This window comes from Micromonospora sp. NPDC049044, from assembly GCF_040649215.1.
Taxonomy (GTDB): Bacteria; Actinomycetota; Actinomycetes; order Mycobacteriales; family Micromonosporaceae; genus Micromonospora.
On sequence record NZ_JBEZFA010000025.1, the window covers coordinates 82309 to 109224 of the forward strand.

The following is a 26916-nucleotide window of genomic DNA, read 5'->3' on the forward strand; positions in this document are numbered from 1 at the left end:
CGGCGACGCGACGGGTTGCCCGTCTCGCGCGGGACACCTAGGCTCGGCGGCGCCCAGGACCCCGCCGCGAGGATGTGTGCCCGATGCCGAGCGATCCCCGACCTGACCAGGTGCGCACCCCGGCCGGCGGTGCGCCGGTCGAGGTGGCCGCGGTGGGGGAGACGATGGTGGTGCTCTGCCCCGCGCCGGGTGAGCCGCTGGAGCACGCCGCACAGGTCGCCGTCTCGGTCGGGGGCGCGGAGTCCAACGTGGCGGGTTACCTGGCCCGACTGGGGCACCGGGCCGCCTGGGTGAGCCGCGTCGGCGACGACCCCTTCGGCCGGGCCGTGGTCCGGCACGTCGCCGCCGCCGGTGTGCGGGTGGAGCAGGTGGTCGTGGACCCCTCAGCTCCCACCGGCCTGTACCTGAAGGACCCGGGCCCGCAGGGCACCGCCGTGCACTACTACCGGGCCGGGTCGGCGGCCTCCCGGATGGACCCGGGCATGCTTGCCGACCCGGGCCTGACCGGCGCCCGGGTGCTGCACCTGTCCGGCATCACCCCGGCGCTCTCCGCCTCCTGCCGGGCGCTTGTCGAGCACGCGGTGACCGCCCGCCCGCTGGCGGGGTCGCTTGTCAGCTTCGACGTCAACCACCGGGCCCGGCTGTGGTCCGCCGCGCAGGCCGCGCCGGTGCTGCGTGACCTCGCCGACCGGTGCGACCTGGTCTTCGTCGGTCAGGACGAGGCGGAGACGCTGTGGGGCACCGCGGACCCGACCGCCGTACGCCGGTTGTTGCCCACCCCGCAGACGGTGGTGGTCAAGGACGGCGCGGTGGGTGCCACCGCGTTGAGCCGCGACGCCGAGCCGGTCTTCGTACCCGCGCCCCGGGTGACGGTGGTCGAACCGGTCGGCGCGGGAGACGCGTTCGCCGCCGGTTACCTGGCGGGGTTGCTGCGCGACCTCGACCCGGTGCGGCGGTTGCGCCTCGGGCACCTGATGGCGGCGCAGGCGTTGACAAGCAGCGGCGACAACGCGCCGGTCCCGCCGTGGCCCTGGTTCGAGGATCTGCTCGACGCCCCCGTCGAGGCCTGGTCGCCGCTCGACCTGACCGGCGCGACGGCCCGGGCCTGAGTCGTCGGGTTCAGGCGGGCCACCAGGCAACGGACTCACCGCGATCTCGGATGGAGTGCACCATGACCACAGCGGATTTCGACCACATCTTCGGCGGGGCCCGGGTGATGGCCATCCTGCGCGGCCTGCCGGTCGCCGAGACCGTCCGGCTCGCCGAGCGCGCCTGGGACCTGGGCATCGACGTGGTGGAGGTCCCGGTGGCCACCGCCGACGCGGTGCCGGCGCTACGCGCCGCCGTCGAGGCGGGCGCCGCGCGTGGCCGCATCGTCGGCGCGGGCACCGTGCTCGACGTCGAGCAGGTGCACGCCTCGGCCGACGCGGGTGCCGCGTTCACCGTCGCGCCCGGCCTGGACCTGGCGATCGCCGACGCCGCCGCCGGGCGGGGCCTGCCGCACCTGCCCGGTGTGGCCACCCCGACCGAGGCCCAGCAGGCGCTGCGGCACGGCCTCACCTGGCTCAAGGCGTTCCCCGCGATCTCCCTCGGCCCGGCCTGGTTCAAGGCCGTTGCCGGCCCGCTGCCGCAGTTGCGCTTCGTCGCGACCGGCGGCCTCGACGCGGGCAACGCCGCCCCGTTCCTGCAGGCGGGCGTACGAGTGGTGGCGGTCGGCTCAGCCCTGTCCGACCCGAGCCAGCTCGACCGGCTCGCCGAACTAGCCCTCAAGCCCCCAACCCCCTAACCCATACCCCCTACCCCTACCCCCGCCCCCGCCCCCGCCCCTCGCCCCCGTCGATCATGGACATGTGGTGGTGTGCGAAAGCGGCAATTCACCTGACCTCGGGCACCACAACTCCATGATCGACGGGGGAGGTGGGTGGGGGGAGTGGAGGGGTGGGGTGGGGGAGCGGGGTGGGGTGGCGGGTTTGTGCCATGGCTCATACGCGCCGCGGTTTGGTGGGGGACGAGGGGTGGGCGTGGCATCGATGCTGTGCTGCGTACCACTTCTCGACACAAAGAGGTCATCTTGGCTCTGTCTCACCGGCGCCGCCGATCCGGGCTGATCGCCCTCGGTGCCGCCCTCACCCTGGCGGCCGGGTTCACCCCACCCGCCGCGGGAGCGTCCGCCGCCCCGCCCCGCACCCCCGAGCGCCCGGCCGGGATTCCTCCCGCCGCCGCCGGACGCGCGTCCACAGTCACCCTGATCACCGGTGACACCGTCACTGTCACCACGGCGGCGGACGGCAGCACCGTCTCGACAGTGCGTCGGCCGGACGGCAGCACCCCGAGCTTCCACCGCACCGTGCTCGACGGCGACACCTACGTCTACCCGGACACGGCGCTGTCCTACGTCACGAGCGGCCTGCTCGACCGGCAACTGTTCAACATCACCGAGCTCGTCGCCGACGGGTACGACGACGCGCACACCGACAAGTTGCCGCTGATCGTCACAATGACCGACGCGGCGGCCCGCGCCCGCACCCGCCCCGCCGTGGACGGCGCCACGCTGGTCCGGTCGTTGGACAGCGTGCAGGGCGCGGCACTGACCCGCGAGCGCTCCACCGCCGGCCGGTTCTGGGCCGCGCTCACCGCGGGCTCGGCCCGTCGTACCGGGGACGCCCCGGTCCTGGCCAACGGCATCGCCAAGGTGTGGCTGGACGGCCGGGTGCACGCCGACCTGGCCGAGTCCACCGCGCAGATCGGCGCGCCGAAGCTGTGGGCCGACGGCAACACCGCGACCGGTGTCGACGTCGCGGTGCTCGACTCCGGTGCGGACGCCGAGCACCCGGACCTCGCCGGCCAGATCGCCGAGTCCAGCAGCTTCGTGCCCGAGGAGCCCGACATCCTCGACTACAAGGGACACGGCACGCACGTCGCCTCGACGATCGCCGGCACCGGCGCGGCCTCCGGCGGCGTCGAGAAGGGCGTCGCGCCCGGCGCCCGACTGCACATCGGCAAGGTGCTCAACAGCGAGGGCAGCGGGCAGAACTCGTGGATCATCGCTGGCATGGAGTGGGCCGCCCGCGAGCAGAAGGCCCGGATCGTCAGCATGAGCCTGGGCGGCGAGGCCACCGACGGCAGCGACCCGATGAGCCAGGCCGTCGAACGGCTCAGCGCCGAGACCGGCGCCCTCTTCGTGATCGCGGCCGGCAACAGCGGCCCGGCGAGCATCGGCAGCCCCGGCGCCGCAGACTCCGCGCTGACAGTGGGCGCTGTCGACTCCACCGACCAGTTGGCCGACTTCTCCAGCCAGGGCCCGCGCGCGGGCGACGGTGGGCTCAAGCCTGAGATCACCGCACCCGGCGTGGACATCCTGGCCGCCCGGTCCCACCAGGTCCGCGGGTCCGGCGACTACACGGTGATGAGTGGCACGTCGATGGCGACCCCGCACGTGGCCGGCACGGCCGCGCTGGTCGCCGCCGCGCACCCCGACTGGACCGGTCAGCGCATCAAGGAGGCGCTGGTCAGCACGGTCAAGGCCACCCCCGGTTACACCCCGTACCAGGCGGGTGCCGGTCGGGTGGACGCGGTCGCCGCCGCGCACGCCACCGTCTTCGCCACCCCGAGCGCCTACTCCGGTTTCCAGGCCTGGCCGCAGCAGCCGGGGGCGACTGTCGACCGGAAGGTCACCTACACGAACGTCGGCAGCGCGCCGGTCACCCTGAAGCTGACAGTCGACGCGGCCACCGCACCGGCCGCCCTCTTCGCCCTCTCCGCCGACACGGTCACCGTGCCGGCGGGCGGCACCGCCACCGTGACGGTGACCGCGGCGTACGACAAGCTGCCGGTGGAGAAGCAGGTAAGTGGCACGATCGTCGCCACCGACGACACCGGAACGGTCCGTGGACGCACCCTGATCGGGGCGGGCAAGGAGGGCCAGCGGCAGAACCTGACGCTCGTCGCCAAGGACCGGGACGGCAAACCGCTCGCCGGCAAGGTCATCCTCACCACCGACGGGCTGTTCACCGCCGTGGACCTGCCCGAGAGCGGCACCGCCACGCTGCGACTGCCGGTGGCGAGCTGGAACGGCTGGATCTCCGCCGACGTGCGTGGCACGCACGGCCCGCACTCCAAGGGCATGGCGATGCTCAGCTTCACCGATGTCGTGTTGGACACCGACCGCACCGTCACCCTGGACGCCCGCGCCGCCCGACAGGTGCAGGCCCGGGTGCCGCAGGAGACCACCGCCAGCGCGCTGCGGATGGACATCCACCGGTCCACGAAGAACGGTCTCACCGAGAGTCAGGTGCTGCCCGACGACTCGTACGACAGCATGTGGGCGTCGCCGACGAGCCGCCCGGTCACCGACGGCGAGTTCGAGTTCGGCGCCCGGTGGCGCCTCGAACAGCCGGCGTTGACCATCTCGGCGGGCGGTCGCTCGTACGACGATCTGTTGGTGAAGCGGGCCACCCCGGCGTTGCCGGCGGGTCGTCGCGAGCTGGACGCGGTCTTCGTCGCCGACGCGTCGGCGGCCGGGCTGGCCAAGCGGCCGGTCCGGGACCGGGCCGTGGTGGTGCGCCGCAGTGACAGCGTCGACATCGCCACGCAGGCGCAGGCCGCCGCGGCGGCCGGGGCGAAGCTGCTGCTCGTGGTCAACGACGGCGTCGGTCGGCTCCAACCCTGGGACGAGGCGGCGTGGAGCCCGGAGAGCCCGGCCCCGGTGACCGTGGCGACGCTCACCGCCGACGAGGGCGAGCAGCTCGTCGCGGAGCTGGGCCACGGCCCGGTGCGGGTCACCGTCGAGTCGCACCCGGAGACCACCTACCTGTACGACGTGGCGCACCACTGGACCGGCACGGTGCCGGCCGACCCCACCTACCGCCCGACGAAGCGGCAGTTGGCCCGGGTCGACGTGGAGTTCCGCAACTACCGGCAGGGCAAGGCGCTGGAGTTCCGCACCGACGTCTGGCGCGGCTGGGCGTCGAGCAACCAGGAGCCGGCCCCGGCGCAGGGCCGGCGGACCGACTGGGTGAGCGCCGACCAGCTGTGGGTCGACGACGCGTTCATCACCGGCGAGACCGGCCAGCACCTCCAGGCGGTGACGACGTACCCGGCGGGCAAGCCGAACGCCGTCAGCTGGTTCGGGCCGATCCAACGCCCCCGCATGGGCGGAAACTACCTGCCCGTGCGGTACCTGGACACCGTCTACCTGCCCGCGCCCGGCTGGGGCGACGGCGGCGGGCACATCGGCGAGGCGTACGCCAACTACGACATGGTCAACCGGACCACCCTCTACCAGGGTGAGCAGGAGCTGAACTGGGGCAACGCCGAGTACCTCCAGGTCTCCGGCCTGGCGGCGCAGCGACTGCCGTACCGGCTGGTGGTGGAGAACGACAGGGCCGCCTGGACCAACCCGTACTCCCGGCAGACCCGCACCGAGTGGGGCTTCACCTCGGCGGTCACCGGGGAGGAGTCGGCCGAGGTGCTGCCGATGCTCCAACTGGACTACCAGGTGGCCATCGACTCCGCCGGTCGGGCGTCACGCGGAGCACCGCTGACCGTGGTCGCCTCCCACCTGCCCGACGTCACCGGCACGATCGGCACGGTGACCGTCGAGGTGTCCTACGACGACGGGGCGACCTGGCACAAGCAGCAGTTGACCCGGCACGGCGACGGCTGGCGTACCTCGCTTGCCGCACCGGCGAAGGCCAGCTTCGTGAGCCTGCGTACCACCGCCCGGGACACCGCCGGCAACACCGTGAGCCAGCGCATCACCCGGGCGTTCGGCCTGCGCTGACGCCAGCCTGGCCGGCCGCCGGTCGGGGTGCCCCGCGCACCCCGGCCGGCGGCCGGTCCGGGGTCAGTCCCGTTCCTCGGTGAGCTGGTCCCAGGAGGTGGTCACTGGCAACAGTTCCCCGGCCAGCCAGGCGGGAAGCTGGTCGTCGTGGTGCGGGTCGCCGGGCACCCCGCAGGCGCCCAGCGGCACCACCCAGCGGCTGTCCTCGCGCCGGCCCAGATCCCAGACGAAACGCGCCGCCGGCCCCCGGAAGCACCAGTGGGTCACGCCGGGCACGCTCGAGGTGGCAAGCACACAGTCGTGGTCGCCGTCGAGTCGCGGGCCGGGTCCGGCGTCCGGGTCGGGCAGCGCCCGCCACGCCGCGAGCCGGTGCAGGTCCCCCCACCGCACCGGGCCGTCCGCCGCGCCGGCGACCTCCTCGGCCGCCGCCCGCACCAGCGCGGCCACGTCCACCCCGGGCAGCGGCGCCGCGCCGAGCAGGTGCTCAAGGGCGTGACCGACGCGCGGTGTCAGCGCCAACCAGGGCGCGAACACCTCCGGGTACGCGGGCGGCTCGGCAAGCGCGGCGAGCGTCGGGTGGGCGGCGATCCGGCGGACGACGGCGGCCCGCAGGCGGGCGAAATCCGCCGCGTCGGTGCTCTCCGCGGCCATCCGCCGGTCCCAGCGCAGCAGCCGTTCGCGCAGCGCGGCGGCGGTCGGGCCGAGCCCGGTCGACTCGGCCAGCACCGTCAGCAGCGGCCCGGCCGAGCCCAGGTACGTGTCGGTGTGCACGCGTGCCAACTCGTCGGCCGTCCAGTCGTGGCCGGCGTCGAGCAGTTCGGCGATCCGGTGTGCCCGGTGCGGCGGGGCGAACTCGACGCCGAGCGGGGCCGCCAGTCCTCGCTCGTTTGCCATCACCGCCCGGCCGCGCACGTCGGCCCGTGGCATCGGCGCATACCAGCCCTGCCAGGCGTACGCGGCCTCCCAGGCGGGGACCACGCGCCGGCAGTTGTCCGGATGCCGTACCGGCACCGCCCCGGCGACCCGGTGCAGCAGCCCACCGGCGGTGTCCGCCGCCTGCACCACGTTCACCGGCTCCACCCAGTGCCGCAGCGCATGGTCCACATCGGCCACCGTTCGGGCGCGCAGCAGCTCCGGCAGTGCCGCGAACCCCAGTTCGGCGCGGACCCGGGGCGGGTAGCGCAGGCTGATCGCCGACGCGTCGTCCGGCCCACCGCTGATCACCGGACCCCGGTCGGTCTCCACCACCTCGACCTGGACCGGGTCGGCCCCGGCCACCAGGATCGTCTCGACGTGGACGGGCACCGGCCGCCAACCGTCCGGGCCGAGGGCCTGCACCTGGTCGCCGTCGCGGCGCAGCCGCTCGGCGTACAGGTCCTGGTAGTCGGCCATCGCGTTGGTGATCGCCCAGGCCACCGCACCGGTGTGCCCGAAGTGCGCGATGCCCGGCACGCCCGGCACCGCCAGCCCGACCACGTCGTACTCCGGGCAGGCCAACCGGATCTGCTGGTAGACGCCGGGATCCTCAAGGAACCGGTGCGGGTCGCCGGCGAGCAGCGCGGCCCCGGTGCCGGTGCGCTCGGCGGCGAGCAGCCACCCGTTGCTGCCGGCCACTGCCGGTCCGTCGGTGGCGAACGCGTCGACAGCGTCCGGGCCGAGCCGCTGCGCCACGTGCGCACGCCAGAGCTTGCCGGGGAACCCCGCGAAGAGGATGTGGTGGCCCAGCCAGACCGCCAGTGGTGTCCACGGCTCCCACCGGCCCGGGCTCAGCCCGGTCGCGGCGAACTCCGGCGCGCGGGCCGCCCCGGCGGCAAGGCCCGCGTTGACCCCGTCCACGTACGCGCCCACCCACTCGGCGGTCGCCGGGTCGAGTGCCGCGTGGCAGCGGCGTGCGGTGTCGTCGAGGCGGACCTGCCGGGCGAACCGGTCCCAGCCGAGCGCGTCGACGCCGAGGAAGGCGGCGCTGCTGCCCTGGGCGCGGTGCCGTTCCACCTCGAGCTGCCACGCCCTGTCGTACGCGGTGACCCGGCCCTGTGCCGCCGCCAGCGTGAGCGGGTCGTCGGCCCGCAGGTGCGGCACCCCCCACGGGTCGCGGAACCGCCGCGCGTTCATGCCGGTCTCCGGGTGGCGGGGCGCGGGCCGGGGTGGGCCGGGGAGGGGGTCGTACCGGCGCGCGGCACCGATGGTGCCGCCCTGGTGACGGTGGGTGTGGCGTCCAGTGTGGGCTCCGGGGTCAGGGGACGCGGCGGACCGCTGTTGACAATAACCGAGGTTAGGCTAACCTAACCCCGCGCCGCGAAGAAGGTCAGCTGAACGGCAGCACCGCCCCCGAGGCGCGACCGCCCGGGGGCGGTTTCTGGCTGCCCTCGTCGAACGTGGAAGGACACACCCGTGACCGTGCCGACGTACCCCGGCGAGACCATCGCGCCGCCACCGGCGCCGGCCACCGCTCGGGCACACCTGCTGCACGACGGCTCGGTCGAGCAGTATCGACTCACAATCGCCGACGGCGTCGACCGGGTCGCCCGCCGGGTGGCCACTGTGCACCGCCCGGCCACCGGCATCACCCCCGCCGAGCTGGCCCCCCTCATCGACCGGGTGGACCTGGACCGGCCGCTCGGCGACGCGGGCGCCGCGCTCGACGAGCTGGAGGACGTCTACCTGCGCGACGCCGTCTGGTTCCACCACCCCCGGTACCTGGCCCACCTCAACTGCCCGGTGGCCATCCCGGCGCTGCTCGGCGAGGCGGTGCTCACCGCGGTGAACTCCTCACTCGACACCTGGGACCAGAGCGCCGGCGCGACCCTCATCGAACGGCGGCTGATCGACTGGACCGCCGAGCGGATCGGCCTCGGTCCCACAGCTGACGGCGTCTTCACGAGCGGCGGCAGCCAGTCGAACCTCCAGGCCCTGCTGCTGGCCCGGGAGGAGGCGTGCGCCGAGGCGACCGGACCGGCGGCACGCGCGGAGCTGCTGCCCCGGCTGCGGGTGCTCACCTCCGCCGCCGGCCACTTCAGCGTGCAGAAGTCGGCAAAGCTGCTCGGCCTCGCCCCGGACGCGGTGATCGCGGTGCCCACCGACGCCCGGCGGCGGATCCGTCCGGCCGCGGTCCGCGCGGAGATCGCCCGGTGCCGGCAGGCCGGCCTGGTGGTGATGGCCGTCGTGGCCACCGCCGGCACCACCGACTTCGGCTCCATCGACCCGCTCGCGGAGCTGGCCGAGATCCGCGCGGCGACCGGCGTCTGGCTGCACGTCGACGCCGCGTACGGCTGCGGTCTGCTCGTCTCGCCGACGCGGCGACACCTGCTCGACGGCATCGAACGGGCCGACTCGGTGACCGTCGACTTCCACAAGTCGTTCTTCCAGCCGGTCAGCTCCAGCGCGCTGCTGGTCCGCGACCGGCAGGCGCTGCGGCACGCCACCTACCACGCCGACTACCTCAACCCGGCCCGGATGGTCGAGCAGCGCATCCCCAACCAGGTCGACAAGAGCCTGCAGACCACCCGCCGCTTCGACGCGCTGAAGCTGTGGCTGACCCTGCGGGTGATGGGCCCGGACGCCCTCGGTGCGCTCTTCGACGAGGTGGTCGACCGGGCCGCCGACGCCTGGGAGCTGGTGAGCGAGGACCCCCGCTTCGAGGTGGTGACCCGCTCCGAGCTGAGCACCGTGGTCTTCCGCTACCTGCCCACCGGGGCGGGTCGGGGCCTGGCCGACGCCGCCAACCTGCACGCCCGGGAGGCGCTTGCCGCATCCGGCCTCGCCGTGGTCGCCGGGACCCGGGTCGACGGCCGGCACTTCTTGAAGTTCACACTGCTCAACCCGGCCACCACAGTCGACGACGTCGGCCACGTGCTCGACCTGATCGCCACCCACGCCGGCCGGTACGTGCACGACCACGCCGCCGCCGAACTGACCTGCCACGTCGGCTGATGCCGACGAACCCGAACTCGCGCCTGGAGACCCGAATGTCCACCCACGACTTCATCGCCATCGGGTTGGGCCCGTACAACCTGGGGCTGGCGTGCCTCACCGCGCCGATCGACGAGCTGGACGGGGTGTTCCTCGAGGCCCGGCCCAGCCTCGCCTGGCACCCGGGCATGCTGCTGGAGTCGGCCCGGTTGCAGACCCCGTTCATCGCCGACCTGGTAAGCCTCGCCGACCCGACCTCGCCGTACTCCTTCCTCAACTACCTCAAGGAGATCGGCCGGCTCTACCCGTTCTACATCCGGGAGAGCTTCTACCCCCTGCGCAGCGAGTACGACGCGTACTGCCGGTGGGCGGCGGCCAAACTGCCGAACCTGCGCTTCGGTCAGACGGTGACCACCGTCGAGTTCGACGCCGCCGACGACAGGTACGTGGTGCGGGCCAGCACGGGCGACGGGGAGAGCGTCGAGTACCGGGCCCGGCACCTGGTGCTCGGCACCGGCACCCCGCCACACCTGCCCGACGTCGTCGCCGACCTGCCCGGCGACGCCGTGCACAACTCCCGCTACCTGGAAAACCGGGATGCGCTGCGCACCAAGCGGAGCATCACCGTCATCGGCAGCGGACAGAGCGCCGCGGAGATCTACCAGGACCTGCTCGGCGACATCGACAGGTACGGCTACCAGCTGAACTGGGTGACCCGCTCGCCCCGGTTCTTCCCGCTGGAATACACGAAGCTGACGCTGGAGATGACCTCACCGGACTACGTGGACTATTTCCACTCACTGCCCGAGGTGACCCGCTACTGGCTGGAGGCCGGGCAGAAGGGCCTGTTCAAGGGGATCAACGCCGACCTGATCAACGACATCTTCGACCAGCTCTACGCGTACACCGTCAACGGGCCGGTGAACACCCGGCTGCTCACCAACGCCGAGCTGGTCACCGCCGCCCACGAGGACGGGGCGTACACCCTGGGGTTGCGCCAGGTGGAGCAGCAGCGCGACTTCACGCTGCGTACCGAGGGCCTGGTCCTGGCCACCGGCTACCACTACCGGGTGCCGGAGTTCCTCGACCCGGTGCGCGAGCGGATCCGCTGGGACGCGCACGGGCGGTTCGACGTGGCCCGCAACTACAGCATCGACCACACCGGGCGGGGGATCTTCCTCCAGAACGCCGGCACCCACACGCACAGCATCACCTCACCGGACCTGGGGATGGGCGCCTACCGCAACTCCTGGATCATCCGTGAACTGCTCGGCCGGGAGCACTACCCGATCGAGAAGAGCGTCACCTTCCAGGAGTTCGGGGTGTCGTCGTGAGCGACCTCTTCACCCGCGCCGACCACCGGCTCGGTGAGTTCACGCTGCGTCCGCTCGACCCGGACGCCGACGCCGTGCTGCTGCATTCCTGGGTGACGCACCCGAAGGCGGCGTTCTGGCTGATGCAGGACGCCGACGTGGCCCGGGTCGCCGAGGAGTACCGGCGCATCGCCGCGCACCCGCACCACGACGCGTACCTGGGGCTGTGGCGGGGGAGTCCGGCGTTCCTCGCCGAGCGCTACGACCCGGCCCACGTCGAGCTGGTCGGTCTCTACGACCACCAGCCAGGTGACGTGGGCATGCACTTCCTCTGCGCGCCGGTCGACACGCCCGTGCACGGCTTCACCCGGGCGGTGCTCACCACAGTCGTGGCATGGCTCTTCGCCGACCCGACGACCCGGCGGGTGGTGGTCGAGCCGGACGTCCGCAACACCGCAGTGCACGCGGTGAACGCCGCCGTCGGCTTCGCGGTCGTCGGCCCGATCCGCAAGCCCGAGAAGGACGCGCTGCTCAGCGTCTGCACCCGGGCCCAGTTCGAGGCCGCCACCGACCGCACCGCCGCCGACCGCGCCGCCGCCACCCGAACCGAAGGAGCCCCGGCGTGACCGCCACCGCCGTCCCCACCCCGACGTCCGCCGCCACCGGGCCCGCCGCCGGCAGCCCGGTCGGGCATCTCACCCCGCAGCGTTGGGCCCTGGCCAACCGGCTGCTGGTCCGCAAGGCACTCGCCGAGTTCACCCACGAACGGCTGCTCACCCCGCAGCCGGTGCCAGGTCCGGACGACCGGCAGTGGTACGCGGTAGGCAGCGACGACGGTCTGGTCACCTACCGGTTCGCCGCGCGGGTCCTGGCCCTGGAGCACTGGCAGATCGACGCGGACAGCATCACCAGACACCGTGACGGCGCGTCGCTCGCGCCCGACGCGGTGGACCTCATCGTCGAGCTGCGCGGCACCCTCGGGCTCTCCGCGCGGGTGCTCCCGGTCTACCTGGAGGAGATCACCTCCACGCTTGCCGGCACCGCGTACAAACTGGCGCAGGCCGCGCCGAGCGCCGCCGAGCTGGCCGACGCGGACTTCCAGACCATCGAGACGTCGATGACCGAGGGCCACCCGTGCTTCGTGGCCAACAACGGTCGGCTCGGCTTCGGCGTCGACGAATACCACAGGTACGCCCCGGAGGCCGCCGCCCCGGTCCGGCTGGAGTGGCTCGCCGCGCACCGGGACCACTCGACGTTCAGCAGCGCCGCCGACCTCGACTACGACACGCTCATCGAGGGCGAGCTGGACGCCGAGACCCGCGCCCGGTTCGCGGCCACGATGGCCGACCTCGGTCTGGACCTCGCCGACTACCACCTGATCCCGGCGCACCCGTGGCAGTGGTGGAACAAGCTCGCGGTCACCTTCGCCGGGGAGTTGGCCGCCCGCCGGCTGGTGCACCTCGGCCCAGGGCCGGACGTCTACCTCGCCCAGCAGTCCATCCGCACCTTCTTCAACGTCACCGCGCCGCACCGGCACTACGTGAAGACCGCGTTGTCGGTGCTGAACATGGGATTCATGCGGGGGTTGTCGGCCGCGTACATGGCGGCCACCCCGGCGATCAACGACTGGCTGGCGGACCTGATCGCGCACGACGAGGTGCTTACCGGCACCGGTCTGAGCGTCATCCGGGAGCGGGCCGCCGTGGGTTACCGGCACCGGCAGTACGAGGCGGCGACCGAGCGCACCTCCCCGTACCGGAAGATGTTTGCCGCCCTGTGGCGGGAGAGCCCGGTGGTCGACCTGAAACCGGGGCAGCGCCTGTCCACGATGGCCGCGCTGCTGCACGTGGACCGCGACGGCGGCTCGCTGGCGGCGGCGCTGATCGCCCGGTCCGGGTTGGCGCCCGAGGTCTGGCTGCGCCGCTACCTGGACGCCTACCTGACCCCGCTGCTGCACAGCTTCTACGCCCACGACCTGGCCTTCATGCCGCACGGTGAGAACGTCATCCTGGTCCTCGACGAGCACGACACCGTCGAACGGGTCATCTTCAAGGACATCGCCGAGGAGATCGCGGTGCTGAGCGCCGACGTCGAGCTGCCCGCCGAGGTGGAGCGGATCCGGGTCGACGTGCCCGACGACACCAAGCTGTTGACCATCTTCACCGACGTGGTGGACTGCTTCCTGCGCCACCTCAACGCGGTGCTCGTCGAGGCCGGTGTGCTCGCCGAGGACGACTTCTGGCGTACCGTCGCGGCCTGCGCCGCCGACTACTTCGACAGGGTGCCGCAGCTGGCCGAGCGGGTCCGCCACTACGACCTGTTCGCCCCGGAGTTCACGCTGTCCTGCCTCAACCGGCTCCAGCTGCGCGACAACCAGCAGATGATCGACCTGGCCGACCCGTCGGCGGCGCTCCAGTTCGTCGGCACCCTGGTCAACCCCCTCGCCGCCCACGCACCGACCCGCTGACCATGATCGGGTCTGGTCAGGCTGCTGGCGTGGGCGCTTGTCGCTGCCGGAGGGCTGCCCGGCTGAGTCGCCGGACGTCCGGCTGAGCCGGGCTCAGCCGGTCGTTTCGGGGCTCTCGGCGGTGCCGGCGCGCTGGAACGCCCGCGCCAACCGGGCCAGGTCGAAGCTCTCGAAGTGCTGCAGGAAGCGGCGGCGGACGGAGTTCAGATGACTGGGCCAGGCCTCCTCCAGTCGGGCGAATCCCGCTTCGGTGAGCACGGCGTTCCAGCCGCGCGCGTCCTGGGCGCAGCGCTCCCGCCTGACCAGGCCCTGCGTCTCCAGCCGGATGATGGTGCGGGTCATGCCGCTGAGCGAGAGGTAGCAGGCCGCGGCGAGCTCGTTCATCCGCATCCGCCGCCCCGGTGCCTCGGATAGGTTCATCAGGGCGGTGTATTCGGTGAGCGGTAGCTGACGGTCACCGACCATGTCGGCATCGATCGCGCGGGGCAGCACGTGCATCACCTGGCCCAGGGCGCGGACCAGGGCCTCCTCGTTGGGGTTGAGGGGCTGCGGAGGTTCTGCGGCGGGGCTGGACATCCTCATATCATACTTGCTTGATTGAGCAAATGCTTACCCAGAGTGTGACAGTGGCCATGGACAGAACATTTGCTTGACCAAGCAATGACCGGTTAGCGTCGGCTGGTCAGCCCACGTACCGAGGAAAGGCGCCACCATGACCAGGATCGGGATCATTCTCGGCAGCACCCGCCCGGGGCGTAACGGTGAAGCCGTTGCCCGCTGGGTGCTCGAGATCGCCAAGCAGCGCTCCGACGCGGAGTACGAGCTCGTCGACCTGCTCGACTACCAGCTGCCGCACCTCGACGAGGCGTACCCGCCGTCGATGGGCCAGTACACCCAGCCGCACACGCTGCGCTGGGCCGAGACGATCGCCTCCTACGACGGGTTCATCATCGTCACCCCCGAGTACAACCACTCGACCTCGGGTGCCCTGAAGAACGCTATCGACTTCCTCTACGCCGAGTGGAACAACAAGGCCGTCGGCTTCGTCAGCTACGGCTCGGTCGGCGGCGCGCGGGCCGTGGAGCACCTGCGGTTGATCTCCGGCGAGCTGCAGATGGCCGACGTGCGTTCGCAGGTCGCGCTCTCGCTCTTCACCGACTTCGAGAACTTCAGCGTCTTCAAGCCCAACCAGTTCCAGCAGGACGCGCTGACCACCACCCTCGACCAGGTGGTCGCCTGGAGCACCGCGCTCGCGCCGCTGCGCCAGGCCTGATCGTTTTCGAACTGCCGCAGCCGGCCGCGGGAGGATCCCGCGGCCGGCTCACCTCGCGACGCGTTGCCCACTACCCTCATCGTGATGAGCCGATCCGCCCACGCTGGCCGGCCGCCGCTGTGGCGGGACCGCACCTTCGGCACCTACTGGGTCGCCCAGTCGCTCTCCGCGGCCGGTGACTCGTTCGCCTACCTGGCGGTGCCCCTCCTCGTGCTCCAGGCGACCGGGTCGGTGGCGCAGATGGGCCTGCTCACCGCCGTCGCGGGGGCGGCGTCAGTCGTCGCCGGAATTTTCGGCGGGGTGCTTGTCGACAGGTACGACCGCCGCACCCTGATGATCGTGGCGGACCTGGCACGGCTGGTGCTCTACGCCCTGGTGCCACTGGCCTGGCTCATCGGCCCGCAGGTCTGGCTGCTCTTCGTCGTCCTGCCGATCTGCGAGGCGGCCGGCATGGTGTTCCAGGTCGCCGCGGTGACCGCGGTCCGCAACCTGGTCGACTCCGACCGGATCACCGAGGCCAACGGCCGGTTGCAGGCGACGTACGCGGCGGCGGCCGTCCTCGGGCCGCTGCTCGCCGGCGTGGTGTCGGCCCGCTTCGGCCCGGCGCTCGCCATCGCCGTGAACGCGGCGAGCTTCGCCCTCTCGGCAACCGGTCTGTGGCTGATCCGGCTGCGATCCGTGCCGGCCGGTGCCGCCGCGCCGGCGGCCCGGGAGCGGCCACTCGCCGAGTTCCTGGCCGGGGCGCGGTTCCTGTGGCGGCAGCCCGTGCTGCGGGCACTCACCGTCCTGTTGTCGGTGTTCATCTTCCTGACCTACGGCTTCACCGACGTGCTGATCTACCACGTCACCCACGACCTCGGCGGCTCCGAGGGCACCGTCGGCGTGGTGCTCGGCCTGGCCGCGCTGGGCACGGTCGCCGGTGCGCTGCTGGTGGCCCCGCTACGGCGCCGTCGTGGCTTCGGCGCGACCTGGATCGGCGCGCACGCCGTCTGCGGGTTCGCGGTGGCGGGCGTCGGCCTGGCGACGAGCGTGCCAGCGGCCACCGCGTTGACCGGTGTGTACCTGTGCTGTCTCAGCATCGGCGGGATCTGCTCGATGTCGCTACGCCAGGAAATCACCCCCGATCACCTGCTCGGCCGTGTGACGTCGGCGTTCTGGAGCACGCACTACGCCCTCGGTCCGGCCGGGGCGGTCGTGCTGACCTGGGCCGCCGCGCGGTTCGGGGTCGCTGCCGTCACCCTGGCGGCGGGCGCGGGATGCCTGCTGGTGGCGGTCGCCGGCCTGTTCACCCCGGTCCGCCGCGCGGGCGCGGAGCCGGCGGTGCCGCAGCCTGGAGTCCGCGTCTCCCCGGCCGCCGGCACCGCTGGTGGTTGAGGCCCTGTCGAGCTGATGTCGCAGACGATTCACCTGGCGGAGGCGATTGTTCTGGCGGCGGCGATTCACGTGGCGGAGGCGATTCATCTGGCGGAGCCGATTCGGTCGGCGCGACGGGCAGCCGATTCGTTTACGACATCAGCTCCAAAGGACCCGACCACCGCCATGCGGCCCGAGCGGGAGCCCCGTTCAGAACTCCTGGTACATCACGTGCAGGCCGACCCGGCCGAGAGTGGGGTGCCGGAACGCGCCCGGCACCGTGCCGATCACCGTGAAGCCCTCCCGCCGGTACAACTCCACCGCCGACCGGTTGCTCTGCGCGACGGCGTTGAACTGCATTCCCGCGTACCCCTGGTGGCGGGCCCAGGCCAGGGCGTCGCGACACAGCGCGGTGCCGAACACCCGCCCGCCCTCCACCGCGACGACGGTCCGACCCGGCGCCGCCTCGACCCAGATGGCGTACGACTGCTCGGCGGTCATCGCCGGGTCGTAGGTGAACGTCTCCTGCGCCCGGATCACCTCCTCGGTGATCGGCCACACCTGCGACCAGTCCTGGTCGACGAACTCCCGAATCAGCACCGGGGGAGGTTAAGTCCGCGACAGTCCCCGGACAATCGGTTAACCCTGGGTGCATCCGAGCGGCGTCCCCGGTGCGAAGCATGGGTCGTGACGAGACGTCACGGATCCGTCGCTTCGACGAAAGGCCCGTTGATGAAGATCGCACGACTCGCCGCCAGGATGGCGGTGGGCGCCATGGCCACCGCGCTGGCCACCACGGCCATCGCCGTGCCGGCCGCCCAGGCGACCGGCAAGGCCAAGCCGCTCGGCACGACCTCACTCGCCGAGGTGCTCACGAAGGACACCAGCGGCTTCGACCGCAACTCCCGGGACTTCGACGTCCTGACCGCGGCCGTGCTGGCCGTGCTGGAGGCCAAGCCGAACTCGCCGGTCAAGGTGCTCACCGACGGCACTGTGGCACTGACCGCGTTCATCCCCACCGACGCGGCCTTCCAGCAGTTGGTACGCGAGATCACCGACGCGAAGAAGCTGCCGAGCGAGAGCGCGGCCTTCACCGCCGTCGCCGGGCTCGGCATCGACACCGTCGAATCGGTGCTGCTCTACCACGTGGTGCCCGGCGCCACGATCGACCGCAAGACCGCGGTCCGCGCCGACGGCACGGACCTGAGCACCGCGCTCGGCTCGACCGTCGAGGTCGACGTGCGCACCTACCTGTACATCTTCCGCCAGGTGCGGCTGATCGACGCCGACACCAACGACCGGGACGCCCGCGTCGTCACCTTCGACGTCAACAAGGGCAACCGGCAGATCGCACACTCGGTGGACCGGGTGCTGCGCCCGATCGACCTGCCCTGACCGGGGGCGGGTGGCGTCCGACCCCGCGTCGGGCGCCACCCGCGCCGGCCGTCAGTCCGAGCCGAGCGCGGCGACCTCCTGGTCGAGCAGCTCGGCCAGTCGCGCGTGCCGCCCCGGGTGGCTGTGCACTGTCATGCCACGGCTGGGCATCTCCGCAGTCATCAGCAGGTACAGGTGCAGCCGGTACAGACCCAACCGGTGGTGCGCCGAGGCGTCCAGCAGCAGCGGCTCGGCGGACGCGGAGCGGTAGCCGCGCAGCAACGGATGCTCCGGCTCGTCCTCGGCGCGGCGAAAGAGCAGCGGCGAGACCAGGTCCAGCAGCGGATCGCCGTACAGGAACCGCTCACCGTCCACCAGGCCGGACAGCCGCAGCCGACCGTCGGAGTCGGGCTCGGCCAGCACGTTGCCGTCCCAGCAGTCGAAGTGCAGCAGCGCCGGGCGGCGTACCTCGTCCAGCACGTCGGCGTGCCGATCCACCAGCGCGTGCAGGTGCTGCGGCGTGAACGGCAGTCGCACGTTCCAGTCGGTCGCGTCGGCGAGCAACGCGTCGAGCATCGCCGTGAACGCCGCCCGCCAGGTCGCCCCACCGGCCCGGTCGTCGTCGTACCCGAACCGGTCGCCGGTGACCCGGTGCAACGCGGCGAGGGCCGCGCCGAGGTCGGCGCGCACCGGGCCGTCGTCGACCGCCGGGTCGGCACCGGCAAGCTCGGACAGGGACCGGCCGGGCAGCATCCTGGTGACCAACCACTCGCCGTACGCGGGGTCGGTGCCGTGCCGCAACACCGACGGTACGGGCACCTGCGGGGCGTGTTCCGCGACGAGCCGGAAGTATCGCGCCTCGGCGGCACAGAGCCCCTGCTCGTAGCGCAGCAGCGGCGTCCCGGGCGGCGGGGCGAGTTTCAGCACCACCCGGCGGTCGTCGTCGAGGTGTGCCCACCAGACCGTCGCGTACCCGCCGCCGGCCAGCGGTCCGGCGTCCCGGACCCGGGTGTGCGGGCCGAACGACGCGCGGAGCAGGTACGCCACGTCGTCGCCGGTGAGCGGACGCTGCGTGGGACTGACGCCGGTCATGAGTCGGCCTCAGCGCGGCGGGCGCGCGGCGCGGCGCCGGCGCTCACCCGGGCGGCGGGCGGGACGGGACCGGCGGTGTCCCTGCGGACCAACTCGGCGGGGAGCACCTCGACGCGCGGGGCCGGACCCTCGGCGTCGAGCACCAGGGACATCGCCCGGACTCCCATGTCGACGAGCGGCAGCCGCACAGTGGTCAGCGCCGGGGTGACGTCCCTGGCGATCGGCATGTCGTCGAATCCCAGCACGGAGATCTGCTGCGGCACGGCCAGGCCACGTGCCCGCAGGGTGGCGAGCGCCCCGATGGCCATCGAGTCGTTGAGGGCCACTATCGCGGTCAGCTCCGGGTCGGCGTCGAGCAGCCGGGCGGTCGCCTCGGCGCCACCGTCGCGGTCGAACTCGGCGTACCGGATGCGCCGTTCCGGCAGGTCCCGGCCCTGCTCGGCGAGGGCCTGCCGCAGTCCGGCCAGGCGGTCGGTAGTGGTGGTCAGGATGCGCGGGCCGGCGACCACACCGATCGTCCGGTGCCCCAGCCCGCACAGCTCCCGTCCGGCGAGGTATCCGCCGGCCCGGTTGTCCGGCATCACCGCGTCGCCTGAGTGTTCGTGCCTGCCGATCACCGCCACCCGCCCGCCGGTGGCCTCGTACGCGGCGAGTTTCTCGTTGAGCTGCCGGGTGAACGCCTCGTCGTGGTAGCCGGACCCGGCCAGGATCAGCGCCGCCACCTGGTGGCCGCGCAACAGCTCCACGTACTCCAGTTCGCGGTCCGGATCGCGGTAGCTGTTGCAGATCATCAGCAGCCGGCCCCGGTCGGTGGCGACGCGTTGCAGGCCGCGGGTGATCTCGGCGAAGTACGGGTCGGAGACGTCGTGCACGATCACGCCGACCGCACTGCGGTGCGAGCGGGCCAACAGCTGAGCGTGGGCGTTCGGCACGTACTGCAACTCGGCGACGGCGGCGAGCACCCGCTCCCGCAGATCGTCGGTCACCGGTTTGCTGCTGCCGTTGATCACTCGGGAGGCGGTGGCGGGAGAGACGCCCGCTCGACGGGCCACATCGGACAGGGTCGCCATGGCCCGCCCCCCTCGGTCTGTTGACGGCGTTTCGCCGTGCCGGCTAGCGTCACGGTACCGCAGAGAAAGCCCTTTCCCGCCGGGAGGCCCGGCCAGTTCCGACCGCTTCGCGGCCCCGCTGCCCGACGTGGGGCGCTGCTTCACAAGGCTGTGCGGCGGTGTGGCCGCCAACCACCGAGCGCGGCTCGGCACGACCAGCACGACGGAAGGAGCACCATGACCCGCAGGTCGATCGGCATCATCGTCAACGGCGTGACCGGACGGATGGGCTACCGGCAGCACCTCGTCCGCTCGCTGCTGGCCATCCGCGAGTCCGGTGGTGTGACGATGGCCGACGGTACGACCATCTGGCCGGAACCGGTCCTGGTCGGGCGCAACGAGACGAAGCTCCGGGAACTCGCCGAACGGCACGGGCTTACCGACTGGACGACCGACCTGACCTCGGCGCTGGCCCGCGAGGACGTCGAGATCTACTTCGACGCCCAGGTCACCCAGCAGCGGGAGAAGGCGATCCGGCGGGCCATCGAGGCAGGCAAGCACATCTACACGGAGAAGCCCCTCGCCGAGGACACCGCCGCCGCGCTGGACCTGGCCCGGGCCGCGGACGCGGCAGGCCTACGCACCGGCGTCGTGCAGGACAAGCTGTTCCTGCCCGGTCTGCGCAAGCTCAAGCGTCTGATCGACGGCGGCTTCTTCGGCCGGATCCTCTCGGTGCGCGGCGAGTTCGGCTACTGGGTCTTCGAGGGCGACTGGCAGCCCGCTCAGCGTCCGTCGTGGAACTACCGGGCCGAGGACGGCGGCGGCATCACGTCCGACATGTTCCCGCACTGGCACTACGTGCTTGAGGAGCTGTTCGGCCGGGTGAACGCGGTCTCGTGCGTGACCGCCACGCACGTGCCCGAGCGGGTCGACGAGGACGGCCGCACCTACGCGGCCACCGCCGACGACGCCGCGTACGCGGTCTTCGAACTCGACGGCGGCATCATCGCCCAGATCAACTCGTCGTGGGGCGTGCGCGTGTACCGCGACGAGCTTGTGGAGTTCCAGGTCGACGGCGTCGAGGGCAGCGCCGTGGCCGGGTTGCGCACCTGTCGCGTGCAACACCGTGCGGTCACCCCGAAGCCGGTGTGGAACCCGGATCTGCCGGCCACCGAGGACTTCCGGGCCCAGTGGGCCGAGGTGCCCGACAACGAGGAGTTCGACAACGGTTTCAAGGTGCAGTGGGAGGCGTACCTGCGGCACGTCGTGGCGGGTGAGCCGTTCCGGTGGGACTTCCTGGCCGGTGCCCGCGGCGTGCAGCTCGCCGAGTTGGGGCTGCGCTCGGCCCGCGAGGGTCGCCGCGTCGAGGTGCCGGAGCTGCGGCGGTGAGCGCGAGGAGTGAGCCGGGGTTGCGAGCCCCGCAGTCGCGAACGAAAGGTGGCTCGGTGAGCGTCGAGGTGGCGCTGCCGGGCGGGCGACGGCACCGGCTGGCCGGGGGCGGTGGGTTCGCCCGGCCGGACGCGCCGGCGCGGAGCCGGATCGCGTACGCCGCCGCGCACGTGGTCGCCGACCCGAACGCGGAGAACGTGCCGGGTGCCCCGGCGGCGGTGGACTGGACCAGCACGCTCGCGTTCCGCCGGCACCTGTGGTCGTACGGGCTGGGGGTCGCCGAGGCGATGGACACCGCCCAGCGGGGGATGGGGCTTGACTATCCGGCCACCCGGGAGCTGATCCGGCGCAGCGCCGCAGAGGCCCGCGCGGTGGGCGGGCGGATCGTCGCCGGGGTCGGTACGGATCAGCTGCCACCCGGGCCGGCGACCCTGTCGGCGATCACCGCCGCGTACACCGAGCAGCTCGGCGACGTCCGCGCGGCCGGCGCCCGGCCGGTGCTGATGTGCAGCCGGCACCTGGCCGCCGCCGCCCGCGGCCCGCAGGACTACCTCCGGGTGTACGACGAGCTGCTGACCGCCGCCGACGGGCCGGTGCTGCTGCACTGGCTGGGCCCGATGTTCGACAGGGCGTTGACCGGTTACTGGGGTGCTGTGGACCTGGACGTGGCCGCTGACACGGTCATCGAGCTGATCACGGCGCACGGGTCGAAGGTGGACGGGATCAAGGTGTCGTTGTTGGACGCCGGCCGGGAGGTCGCGCTGCGCCGCCGGTTGCCGGAAGGGGTGCGCCTCTACACCGGTGACGACTTCCACTACCCGGAGCTGATCCGGGGCGACGGGTCGGGTCACTCGGAGGCGCTGCTCGGGGTGTTCGCGGCCATCGCGCCGGCCGCCGCCGCCGCGTTGGCCGCCCTGGACCGGGGGGACCTGACGGCGTACGACGAGATCTTCGCGCCGACGGTGCCGCTGGCCCGGCACCTGTTCGCGGCGCCGACCTGGCACTACAAGACGGGGATCGTGTTCCTGGCCTGGCTGGCCGGGCACCAGGACAACTTCACAATGGTCGGTGGTGCCCAGTCCGGCCGGTCCGCAGCGCACCTGGCGACCCTGCTCGTCCTGGCCGACCGGGCCGGGTTGCTGCCCGACGCCGAGCTGGCCGCGGCCCGCGCCCGGTCCTTCTTCACTGTGGCGGGAGTGGCGCAGTGAGCGCCGGCCCATTATCGCGTGCCGGCGTCGAGCAGCTGCGCCGCTTCTCGTTCAACCAGGCCACCGCCATGCGCTGGCCGTTGCCGGAGGTGGTGGCCGGCTGTGTGGCGGCCGGGGTGCCGGGCATCGGGTTGTGGCGTGAGCCGGTCGCCGAGTACGGGCTGGCCCGTTCGGCGAAGCTGGTCCGCGACGCCGGCCTCACCGTCACCTCGCTGTGCCGGGGTGGCTTCTTCTCCGCCGACGACTGGCGCGTCGACAACCTGCGAGCCATCGAGGAGGCGGCCATCCTCGGTGCCCCGGAGTTGGTGCTGGTGTCCGGTGGGCTGCCGCCGGGCAGCCGGGACGTCGACGGCGCCCGTCGTCGGGTCGCCGACGCGATCGCTGAGCTGGCCCCGCACGCCGAGGCGGCCGGGGTGCGGCTGGCGATCGAGGCGCTGCACCCGATGTTCGCCGCCGACCGCTGCGTGATCGCCACCCTGGGTCAGGCGCTGGACATCGCCGAGCGGTTCGACCCGTCGGTGGTCGGCGTGGTCGTGGACGCGTACCACGTCTGGTGGGACGACACGGTGTACGCGCAGATCGCCCGGGCCGGCGAGTGGATCGCCGCGTTCCAGGTCTGCGACTGGGTGACGCCGCTGCCGCAGGGGGTGCTGCTCGGCCGGGCGTTGCCCGGTGACGGCTGCATCGAGCTGCGTCGGCTGCGCGAGGCGGTGGACGCGGCCGGGTACGCCGGCCCGATCGAGGTGGAGGTCTTCTCCGCCGAGGTGTGGGCGCGTCCGGGCGCGGAGGTGCTGGACGCGGCGATCACCGGCTACCTGCGCCACGTTGTCTGAGCCTGCCGAACGGAGTGGGCCAGCTGCGGTCGGCGGACGGCGGTGGGCAGGGAGACGCCGACCGTCGGGCGGGCGACCTCGACCGCCCTACTCGGCTGGCCCACCCGGGGCGCGCGAGCCGTACGCCGGGCCGAACACCACAAGCAACGCCAGGTCCTCGGTCACCTCGTCGAACCGGTGCTCCTCGCCAGCCGGCACGAAGATCACCGAACCCGGGCCGACCTCGGCCGCGCCGTCCGGGGTCACGATCCGGGCCCGCCCGGTGGTGACCACGTAGATCTCGTCCTCGGTGTGCGGGCGCTGACCGTCCCGACCGCCCGCCGGGATGCAGTACGTCCCCACCGACAGGTCCGGCACTCTCAGCTGTTCGACCCAGTCGCTGGTGGTCCCGGCGGGTGCGGTCCACCGGCCCGCGCCTTCGATGATCAGCATGGCGGAAGCCTAGTGCCGCATCGGCGGTCGGCAAACCGTCGGCGGCCCGGGTTCGTTGGCGCACTGCCGTCGACCGGCGGGCGGGCCCGCCGCGGGGGAGGTGCCGGCGCGGGCCGCCAGGGGTTCCCGCCCTGCTCCGGGCGGCATCGGCAAAACATGATCTAGGCGCGGCCGACAGAACGTGATCTTATACGCACCAGCGATCCGTAACACCGTGCAAACCATCGATTAACCGTCGGCGGCTTAGGTGGGGGAGCGCTCCCATGAGCGGATCGTGATCGAGGAACAGCTCCACAAGGGAGCCATCGAAAGGAGCCTCGTGGCTACAGGCACGAGCGGAAAAAGGCTGCGACGACTAGCGATACCGACGCTTGTCGTAGCGCTGATCACCGGCACCACCGGGGTCGCGGGATCGGCGTCGGCAGCCCCCGCAGGGGCGGCGGGCAACGGCAGCGGCAGCGGCGGCTACTTCACCGCCGGGCAGGACAAGAAGGTCACCCTGACCGACGGGGCCGACCGTCGACCCGACGGCCGGAACGCAGCAGCCCAACGGGGTACGGCCGACGCGACAGGTGCGGGCATGTACGTCGTCGAGCTGGTTGAGGACCCGCTCACCGCGTACGCCGGCGGGGTGTCCGGGCTGGCGCGGACCCGTCCGGAGGCGGGCCACCGACTGGACGTGACGTCGGCACCCTCGCGGGCCTACCGGGGACACCTCGACGCGCAGCGTACGGCCGTCGCGGCCGCCGCCGGGGTCACCGTCAACGCGGTATACACCACCGCCTTCAACGGATTCTCCGCGAAGCTGACCGCCGAGCAGGCGGCCACCCTGCGGGCGGACAAGCGCGTCCGCGCGGTGACCGCCTCGCGGGCCCTCGGCACCAGGACACCGCCGCCCTCGGCGCCGTCGACAGCGCCGACTCCCGGTGCTCCGGCCGCCACCGCCCCGGCCGCCCCGGAGCGCCAGCCGGCGGGAGGTCCCGCCGGCAAGCCGGCCACACCCGGCCCCGGTACCGGCGCGGGCATGGTGATCGGTGTCCTGGACACCGGCATCTGGCCGGAGAGCGCGTCGTTCGCCAAGACGATGCCGGCTCCCTCGACCTGGCACGGCACCTGCCAGACCGGTGTCGCCTTCGTGGCCGAGCACTGCAACGGCAAGATCCTCGGCGCGCGGTACTTCGCTGACAGCTGGCTCGCGGGCGGCGGTTCCGTGCCCGAGGGCGAGGTCCTGTCGCCCCGCGACATGTCCGGGCACGGCACGCACACCGCCTCCACGGCGGCCGGTCTGCCGATCCCGAACGTCACAATCGACGGTCGGCGCTTCGGCCCCGTCTCCGGGGTGGCGCCGGACGCCCAGATCGCCGTCTACAAGGTGCTCTGGAGCGGCATGGGCTACGACGCCGACATCATCGCCGGCATCGACGCCGCCGTCGCCGACGGCGTGCAGGTCCTGAACTTCTCGATCGGCAGCGACCTCGGCGACTGGGAGGCCAACACCCCGATCGGCATCGCCTTCCTCAACGCCACACTGGCCGGAGTCTTCGTGGCGGCGTCCGCCGGCAACACCGGCATCGTGAGCGGGGCGATCAGCAACGCGGCGCCGTGGGTGACCACTGTCGGCGCGGCGGTGACCAACCTCGACGAGGCGACGGTCAAGCTCGGTGACGGCACGAAGCTCGTGGGCGGGTCGCTCGACGCGCTGCCCGGTGGTGACGCGCGGCCGATGGTCTTCGGCGAGCAGGCCGGGTCACCGGATCTGGGTGCGGTCTACTGCGAGCCGGGCAGCCTCGACCCCGCCAAGATCAAGGGCAAGGTGGTCGCCTGCGCGCTGTCCGACATGTTCGGTTCGGCCGCCGAGATCAAGGCCAAGGGCGGCGCGGCGATGGTGGTGTTCGAGCCGACCGGCAACTACCGGATCAACTCGATCTTCAACTTCCCGGTCGTCTACCTGCCGACCGAGAAGCAGGCCGGCACGCTGTTCAACTACCTGATGCGCCACCCGACCGACGCGCGGGTGTCCCTGCGCAGCGGCGGTGACGGCTCCAGCGTCCCCGGCGTGCCAAGCGTCGCGGACTTCTCCTCCACCGGCCCGGACAAGGTGACCCTCGGCGTGCTGAAGCCGGACCTGGTCGCGCCGGGTTCGGACATCATCGCCGCGGTCTCCCCGGCGGGCAACTTCGGGCGGAACTACGACGCGTACTCCGGCACCTCGATGGCCTCGCCGTACGTGGCCGGCGCGGCGGCGGTGCTGCGTGCCGCGCACCCGGACTGGTCGCCGGGTGCGGTCGCCTCGGCGCTGCGGACCACCGCGACCGACACTGTCGGCACCAGCAGCCCGCTCGACCAGGGCAGTGGTTTCATCAACCTGGCCGGCGCCACCGACCCCGGCCTGGTCATCCAGCCGACGGCGGCGGACCTGGTCGCGTTCAGCGAGACGGCCGTGCCGGACGGCAAGGAACTCAACCTGCCGGCCATCTCGTTGCGTGAGTACGACGGGACCCGCCCGGTGACCCTCACCCGCACCCTGACCAACGTGGGTAAGGCGAAGGAAACCTACCACTCCTCGGTGTCCGGTCTGCCCGGCATGAAGGTCACCGTGACGCCGGCGTCGGTGACGTTGGCACCCGGCAGGTCCGCGACGGTGACCATCACGTTGCGCCGGGTCAGTGCGCCCTGGGACCGGTACGTGACCGGTTCGATCGGCTGGCGCGGCAAGGCCCACAGCGCCCGCATCCCGGTCGCCGCCCGGCCATGGGGGATCATGCCCCGGCCGTACGGTGACGACGGCGAGGAGTTCGGCCGGATGACAAACGGTGCGTTCGGCTCGATCCAGCCGGGCTTCACCGGAGCGCTCGCCGGTCGCAGCACCGGTTACACGCCGATGCAGCGCTCGTCGCACTCGATGCCGGCCGGCGTCTACGGCGGCGTGTTCGACCCGGCCGCCACCGGAGTGAAGAAGTTCGACCTCACGGTGCCGACGAACACCGCCGGCATCATCGTCGAAGCCAACACCGACGACCCGAACACGAACCTGGACCTCTACCTGTACAAGGGCGACACCCTGATCTACAGCAGTGACAGGTACTGGACCAGCACGGAGCAGGCGTACAAGTTCCTGCCCGAGCCGGGGCGCTACACCGCGTACGTGTTCGCGCAGTTCCCCGGTGCGCCGGTCGTCGACTTCCAGTTCGGTCACGCGATCATCGGGCGGGACGCGAAGTATTCGGCCGCCACGCTGACGCTGCCGTCCAGGGCGGAGCGCGGTGCGACGCAGGGATTCACGCTCAAGCCGAACAAGCCGCTGCCCGAGGGCGACTTCTGGTCGTACACGGAGTTGAACACCAACGCCGCGACACCACCTGCGTCGCGCTCAGTGAGTGGCCGCCGAGCGCGAAGAAGTCGTCATCGAGCCCGATGTCGGTGACACCCGTGACGTCGCGCC

Annotated in this window: 20 protein-coding genes and 1 pseudogene; 14 read left to right on the forward strand and 7 right to left on the reverse strand. The window is 72.4% G+C overall.

The window, feature by feature from the left end; all coding sequences use genetic code 11:
- Positions 1-83: 83 nt before the first annotated feature.
- From AB0B85_RS21160 to AB0B85_RS21170, 3 genes are all read left to right on the forward strand, one after another.
- Positions 84-1109, forward strand: a complete 1026-nt coding sequence (locus AB0B85_RS21160) for a sugar kinase (RefSeq protein ID WP_357409781.1) — start codon at positions 84-86, stop codon at positions 1107-1109.
- A gap of 62 nt (positions 1110-1171) precedes the next feature.
- Positions 1172-1786, forward strand: a complete 615-nt coding sequence (locus AB0B85_RS21165; protein ID WP_357409783.1) for a bifunctional 4-hydroxy-2-oxoglutarate aldolase/2-dehydro-3-deoxy-phosphogluconate aldolase — start codon at positions 1172-1174, stop codon at positions 1784-1786.
- Between the two features lie 285 nt (positions 1787-2071).
- A complete protein-coding gene (locus AB0B85_RS21170; protein ID WP_357409785.1) occupies positions 2072-5782 on the forward strand; it encodes a S8 family serine peptidase in 3711 nt (1236 codons plus the stop codon).
- A 63-nt stretch (positions 5783-5845) separates the two neighbouring features.
- Here AB0B85_RS21170 and AB0B85_RS21175 read toward each other — a convergent pair whose 3' ends face one another.
- On the reverse strand, positions 5846-7894 hold the full coding sequence (locus AB0B85_RS21175) for a penicillin acylase family protein (RefSeq protein ID WP_357409787.1): 2049 nt from the start codon (positions 7892-7894) through the stop codon (positions 5846-5848).
- 279 nt (positions 7895-8173) lie between these two features.
- Here AB0B85_RS21175 and AB0B85_RS21180 point away from each other — a divergent pair, with 279 nt between their 5' ends.
- From AB0B85_RS21180 to AB0B85_RS21195, 4 genes are all read left to right on the forward strand, one after another.
- Positions 8174-9712: an aspartate aminotransferase family protein gene (locus tag AB0B85_RS21180; protein WP_357409789.1), complete on the forward strand. Its 1539-nt coding sequence runs from the start codon at positions 8174-8176 to the stop codon at positions 9710-9712.
- A gap of 35 nt (positions 9713-9747) precedes the next feature.
- Positions 9748-11025, forward strand: a complete 1278-nt coding sequence (locus AB0B85_RS21185; RefSeq protein WP_357409791.1) for a SidA/IucD/PvdA family monooxygenase — start codon at positions 9748-9750, stop codon at positions 11023-11025.
- Positions 11022-11630 (forward strand): GNAT family N-acetyltransferase, encoded by a 609-nt coding sequence (locus AB0B85_RS21190; protein WP_357409793.1) that lies wholly within the window; start codon positions 11022-11024, stop codon positions 11628-11630. Before AB0B85_RS21185 ends, AB0B85_RS21190 begins: the two co-directional genes overlap by 4 nt.
- An 89-nt stretch (positions 11631-11719) precedes the next feature.
- Complete coding sequence (locus tag AB0B85_RS21195; protein WP_357409820.1) at positions 11720-13471, forward strand: IucA/IucC family siderophore biosynthesis protein; 1752 nt, start codon at positions 11720-11722, stop codon at positions 13469-13471.
- Between the two features lie 93 nt (positions 13472-13564).
- On the opposite strand, the gene AB0B85_RS21200 is transcribed toward AB0B85_RS21195, so the two are convergent.
- The gene (locus AB0B85_RS21200) at positions 13565-14047 is read right to left on the reverse strand and encodes a MarR family winged helix-turn-helix transcriptional regulator (protein ID WP_357409794.1); all 483 of its coding nucleotides are present in this window, start codon (positions 14045-14047) and stop codon (positions 13565-13567) included.
- Between the two features lie 136 nt (positions 14048-14183).
- Between AB0B85_RS21200 and AB0B85_RS21205 the strand changes: the two genes are divergently transcribed.
- Positions 14184-14744, forward strand: coding sequence for an NAD(P)H-dependent oxidoreductase (locus AB0B85_RS21205; RefSeq protein WP_357409796.1), 561 nt, complete (start codon positions 14184-14186; stop codon positions 14742-14744).
- A gap of 84 nt (positions 14745-14828) precedes the next feature.
- Entirely contained in the window at positions 14829-16118 is a 1290-nt protein-coding gene (locus tag AB0B85_RS21210) for an MFS transporter (protein WP_357409798.1), read from the forward strand.
- Positions 16119-16307: 189 nt separating this feature from the next.
- Here AB0B85_RS21210 and AB0B85_RS21215 read toward each other — a convergent pair whose 3' ends face one another.
- Positions 16308-16697 carry a GNAT family N-acetyltransferase gene (locus AB0B85_RS21215; RefSeq protein ID WP_357409800.1) on the reverse strand — a complete coding sequence of 130 codons (390 nt, stop codon included), beginning with the start codon at positions 16695-16697 and terminating at the stop codon, positions 16308-16310.
- 132 nt (positions 16698-16829) lie between these two features.
- On the opposite strand from AB0B85_RS21215, the gene AB0B85_RS21220 reads away from it, so the two are divergent.
- The gene (locus tag AB0B85_RS21220; RefSeq protein WP_357409802.1) at positions 16830-17492 is read left to right on the forward strand and encodes a fasciclin domain-containing protein; all 663 of its coding nucleotides are present in this window, start codon (positions 16830-16832) and stop codon (positions 17490-17492) included.
- 51 nt (positions 17493-17543) lie between these two features.
- Here AB0B85_RS21220 and AB0B85_RS21225 read toward each other — a convergent pair whose 3' ends face one another.
- Together AB0B85_RS21225 and AB0B85_RS21230 are read right to left on the reverse strand one after the other, a co-directional pair.
- Positions 17544-18563 (reverse strand): aminoglycoside phosphotransferase family protein, encoded by a 1020-nt coding sequence (locus AB0B85_RS21225; protein ID WP_357409804.1) that lies wholly within the window; start codon positions 18561-18563, stop codon positions 17544-17546.
- A complete protein-coding gene (locus tag AB0B85_RS21230; protein ID WP_357409806.1) occupies positions 18560-19633 on the reverse strand; it encodes a LacI family DNA-binding transcriptional regulator in 1074 nt (357 codons plus the stop codon). The genes AB0B85_RS21225 and AB0B85_RS21230 overlap by 4 nt, the downstream gene beginning before the upstream one ends.
- A gap of 216 nt (positions 19634-19849) precedes the next feature.
- On the opposite strand from AB0B85_RS21230, the gene AB0B85_RS21235 reads away from it, so the two are divergent.
- The 3 genes from AB0B85_RS21235 (at position 19850) to AB0B85_RS21245 (ending at position 23042) form a co-directional block, all read left to right on the forward strand.
- Positions 19850-21001: a Gfo/Idh/MocA family oxidoreductase gene (locus AB0B85_RS21235; RefSeq protein ID WP_357409808.1), complete on the forward strand. Its 1152-nt coding sequence runs from the start codon at positions 19850-19852 to the stop codon at positions 20999-21001.
- Positions 21002-21057: 56 nt separating this feature from the next.
- Positions 21058-22209, forward strand: coding sequence for a dihydrodipicolinate synthase family protein (locus AB0B85_RS21240; RefSeq protein WP_357409810.1), 1152 nt, complete (start codon positions 21058-21060; stop codon positions 22207-22209).
- A gap of 68 nt (positions 22210-22277) precedes the next feature.
- Positions 22278-23042 (forward strand): sugar phosphate isomerase/epimerase family protein, encoded by a 765-nt coding sequence (locus AB0B85_RS21245; protein WP_357409823.1) that lies wholly within the window; start codon positions 22278-22280, stop codon positions 23040-23042.
- A gap of 87 nt (positions 23043-23129) precedes the next feature.
- On the opposite strand, the gene AB0B85_RS21250 is transcribed toward AB0B85_RS21245, so the two are convergent.
- Positions 23130-23474 (reverse strand): cupin domain-containing protein, encoded by a 345-nt coding sequence (locus AB0B85_RS21250; protein ID WP_357409812.1) that lies wholly within the window; start codon positions 23472-23474, stop codon positions 23130-23132.
- A 580-nt stretch (positions 23475-24054) separates the two neighbouring features.
- Between AB0B85_RS21250 and AB0B85_RS21255 the strand changes: the two are divergent.
- Positions 24055-26205, forward strand: a pseudogene (locus AB0B85_RS21255) (S8 family serine peptidase); the annotation flags it as partial.
- Between the two features lie 553 nt (positions 26206-26758).
- Here AB0B85_RS21255 and AB0B85_RS21260 read toward each other — a convergent pair.
- Entirely contained in the window at positions 26759-26890 is a 132-nt protein-coding gene (locus AB0B85_RS21260; protein ID WP_357409825.1) for a phosphopantetheine-binding protein, read from the reverse strand.
- Positions 26891-26916 lie beyond the last annotated feature (26 nt).

Bases quoted from the DNA above. Each gene is read 5' to 3' on its own strand.
- AB0B85_RS21160 (WP_357409781.1), top strand. From the start codon at position 84: ATGCCGAGCGATCCCCGACCTGACCAGGTGCGCACCCCGGCCGGCGGT.
- AB0B85_RS21165 (WP_357409783.1), top strand. From the start codon at position 1,172: ATGACCACAGCGGATTTCGACCACATCTTCGGCGGGGCCCGGGTGATG.
- AB0B85_RS21175 (WP_357409787.1), bottom strand. From the start codon at position 7,894: ATGAACGCGCGGCGGTTCCGCGACCCGTGGGGGGTGCCGCACCTGCGG.
- AB0B85_RS21185 (WP_357409791.1), top strand. From the start codon at position 9,748: ATGTCCACCCACGACTTCATCGCCATCGGGTTGGGCCCGTACAACCTG.
- AB0B85_RS21200 (WP_357409794.1), bottom strand. From the start codon at position 14,047: ATGTCCAGCCCCGCCGCAGAACCTCCGCAGCCCCTCAACCCCAACGAG.
- AB0B85_RS21205 (WP_357409796.1), top strand. From the start codon at position 14,184: ATGACCAGGATCGGGATCATTCTCGGCAGCACCCGCCCGGGGCGTAAC.
- AB0B85_RS21210 (WP_357409798.1), top strand. From the start codon at position 14,829: ATGAGCCGATCCGCCCACGCTGGCCGGCCGCCGCTGTGGCGGGACCGC.
- AB0B85_RS21220 (WP_357409802.1), top strand. From the start codon at position 16,830: ATGAAGATCGCACGACTCGCCGCCAGGATGGCGGTGGGCGCCATGGCC.
- AB0B85_RS21225 (WP_357409804.1), bottom strand. From the start codon at position 18,563: ATGACCGGCGTCAGTCCCACGCAGCGTCCGCTCACCGGCGACGACGTG.
- AB0B85_RS21230 (WP_357409806.1), bottom strand. From the start codon at position 19,633: ATGGCGACCCTGTCCGATGTGGCCCGTCGAGCGGGCGTCTCTCCCGCC.
- AB0B85_RS21235 (WP_357409808.1), top strand. From the start codon at position 19,850: ATGACCCGCAGGTCGATCGGCATCATCGTCAACGGCGTGACCGGACGG.
- AB0B85_RS21245 (WP_357409823.1), top strand. From the start codon at position 22,278: ATGCGCTGGCCGTTGCCGGAGGTGGTGGCCGGCTGTGTGGCGGCCGGG.
- AB0B85_RS21250 (WP_357409812.1), bottom strand. From the start codon at position 23,474: ATGCTGATCATCGAAGGCGCGGGCCGGTGGACCGCACCCGCCGGGACC.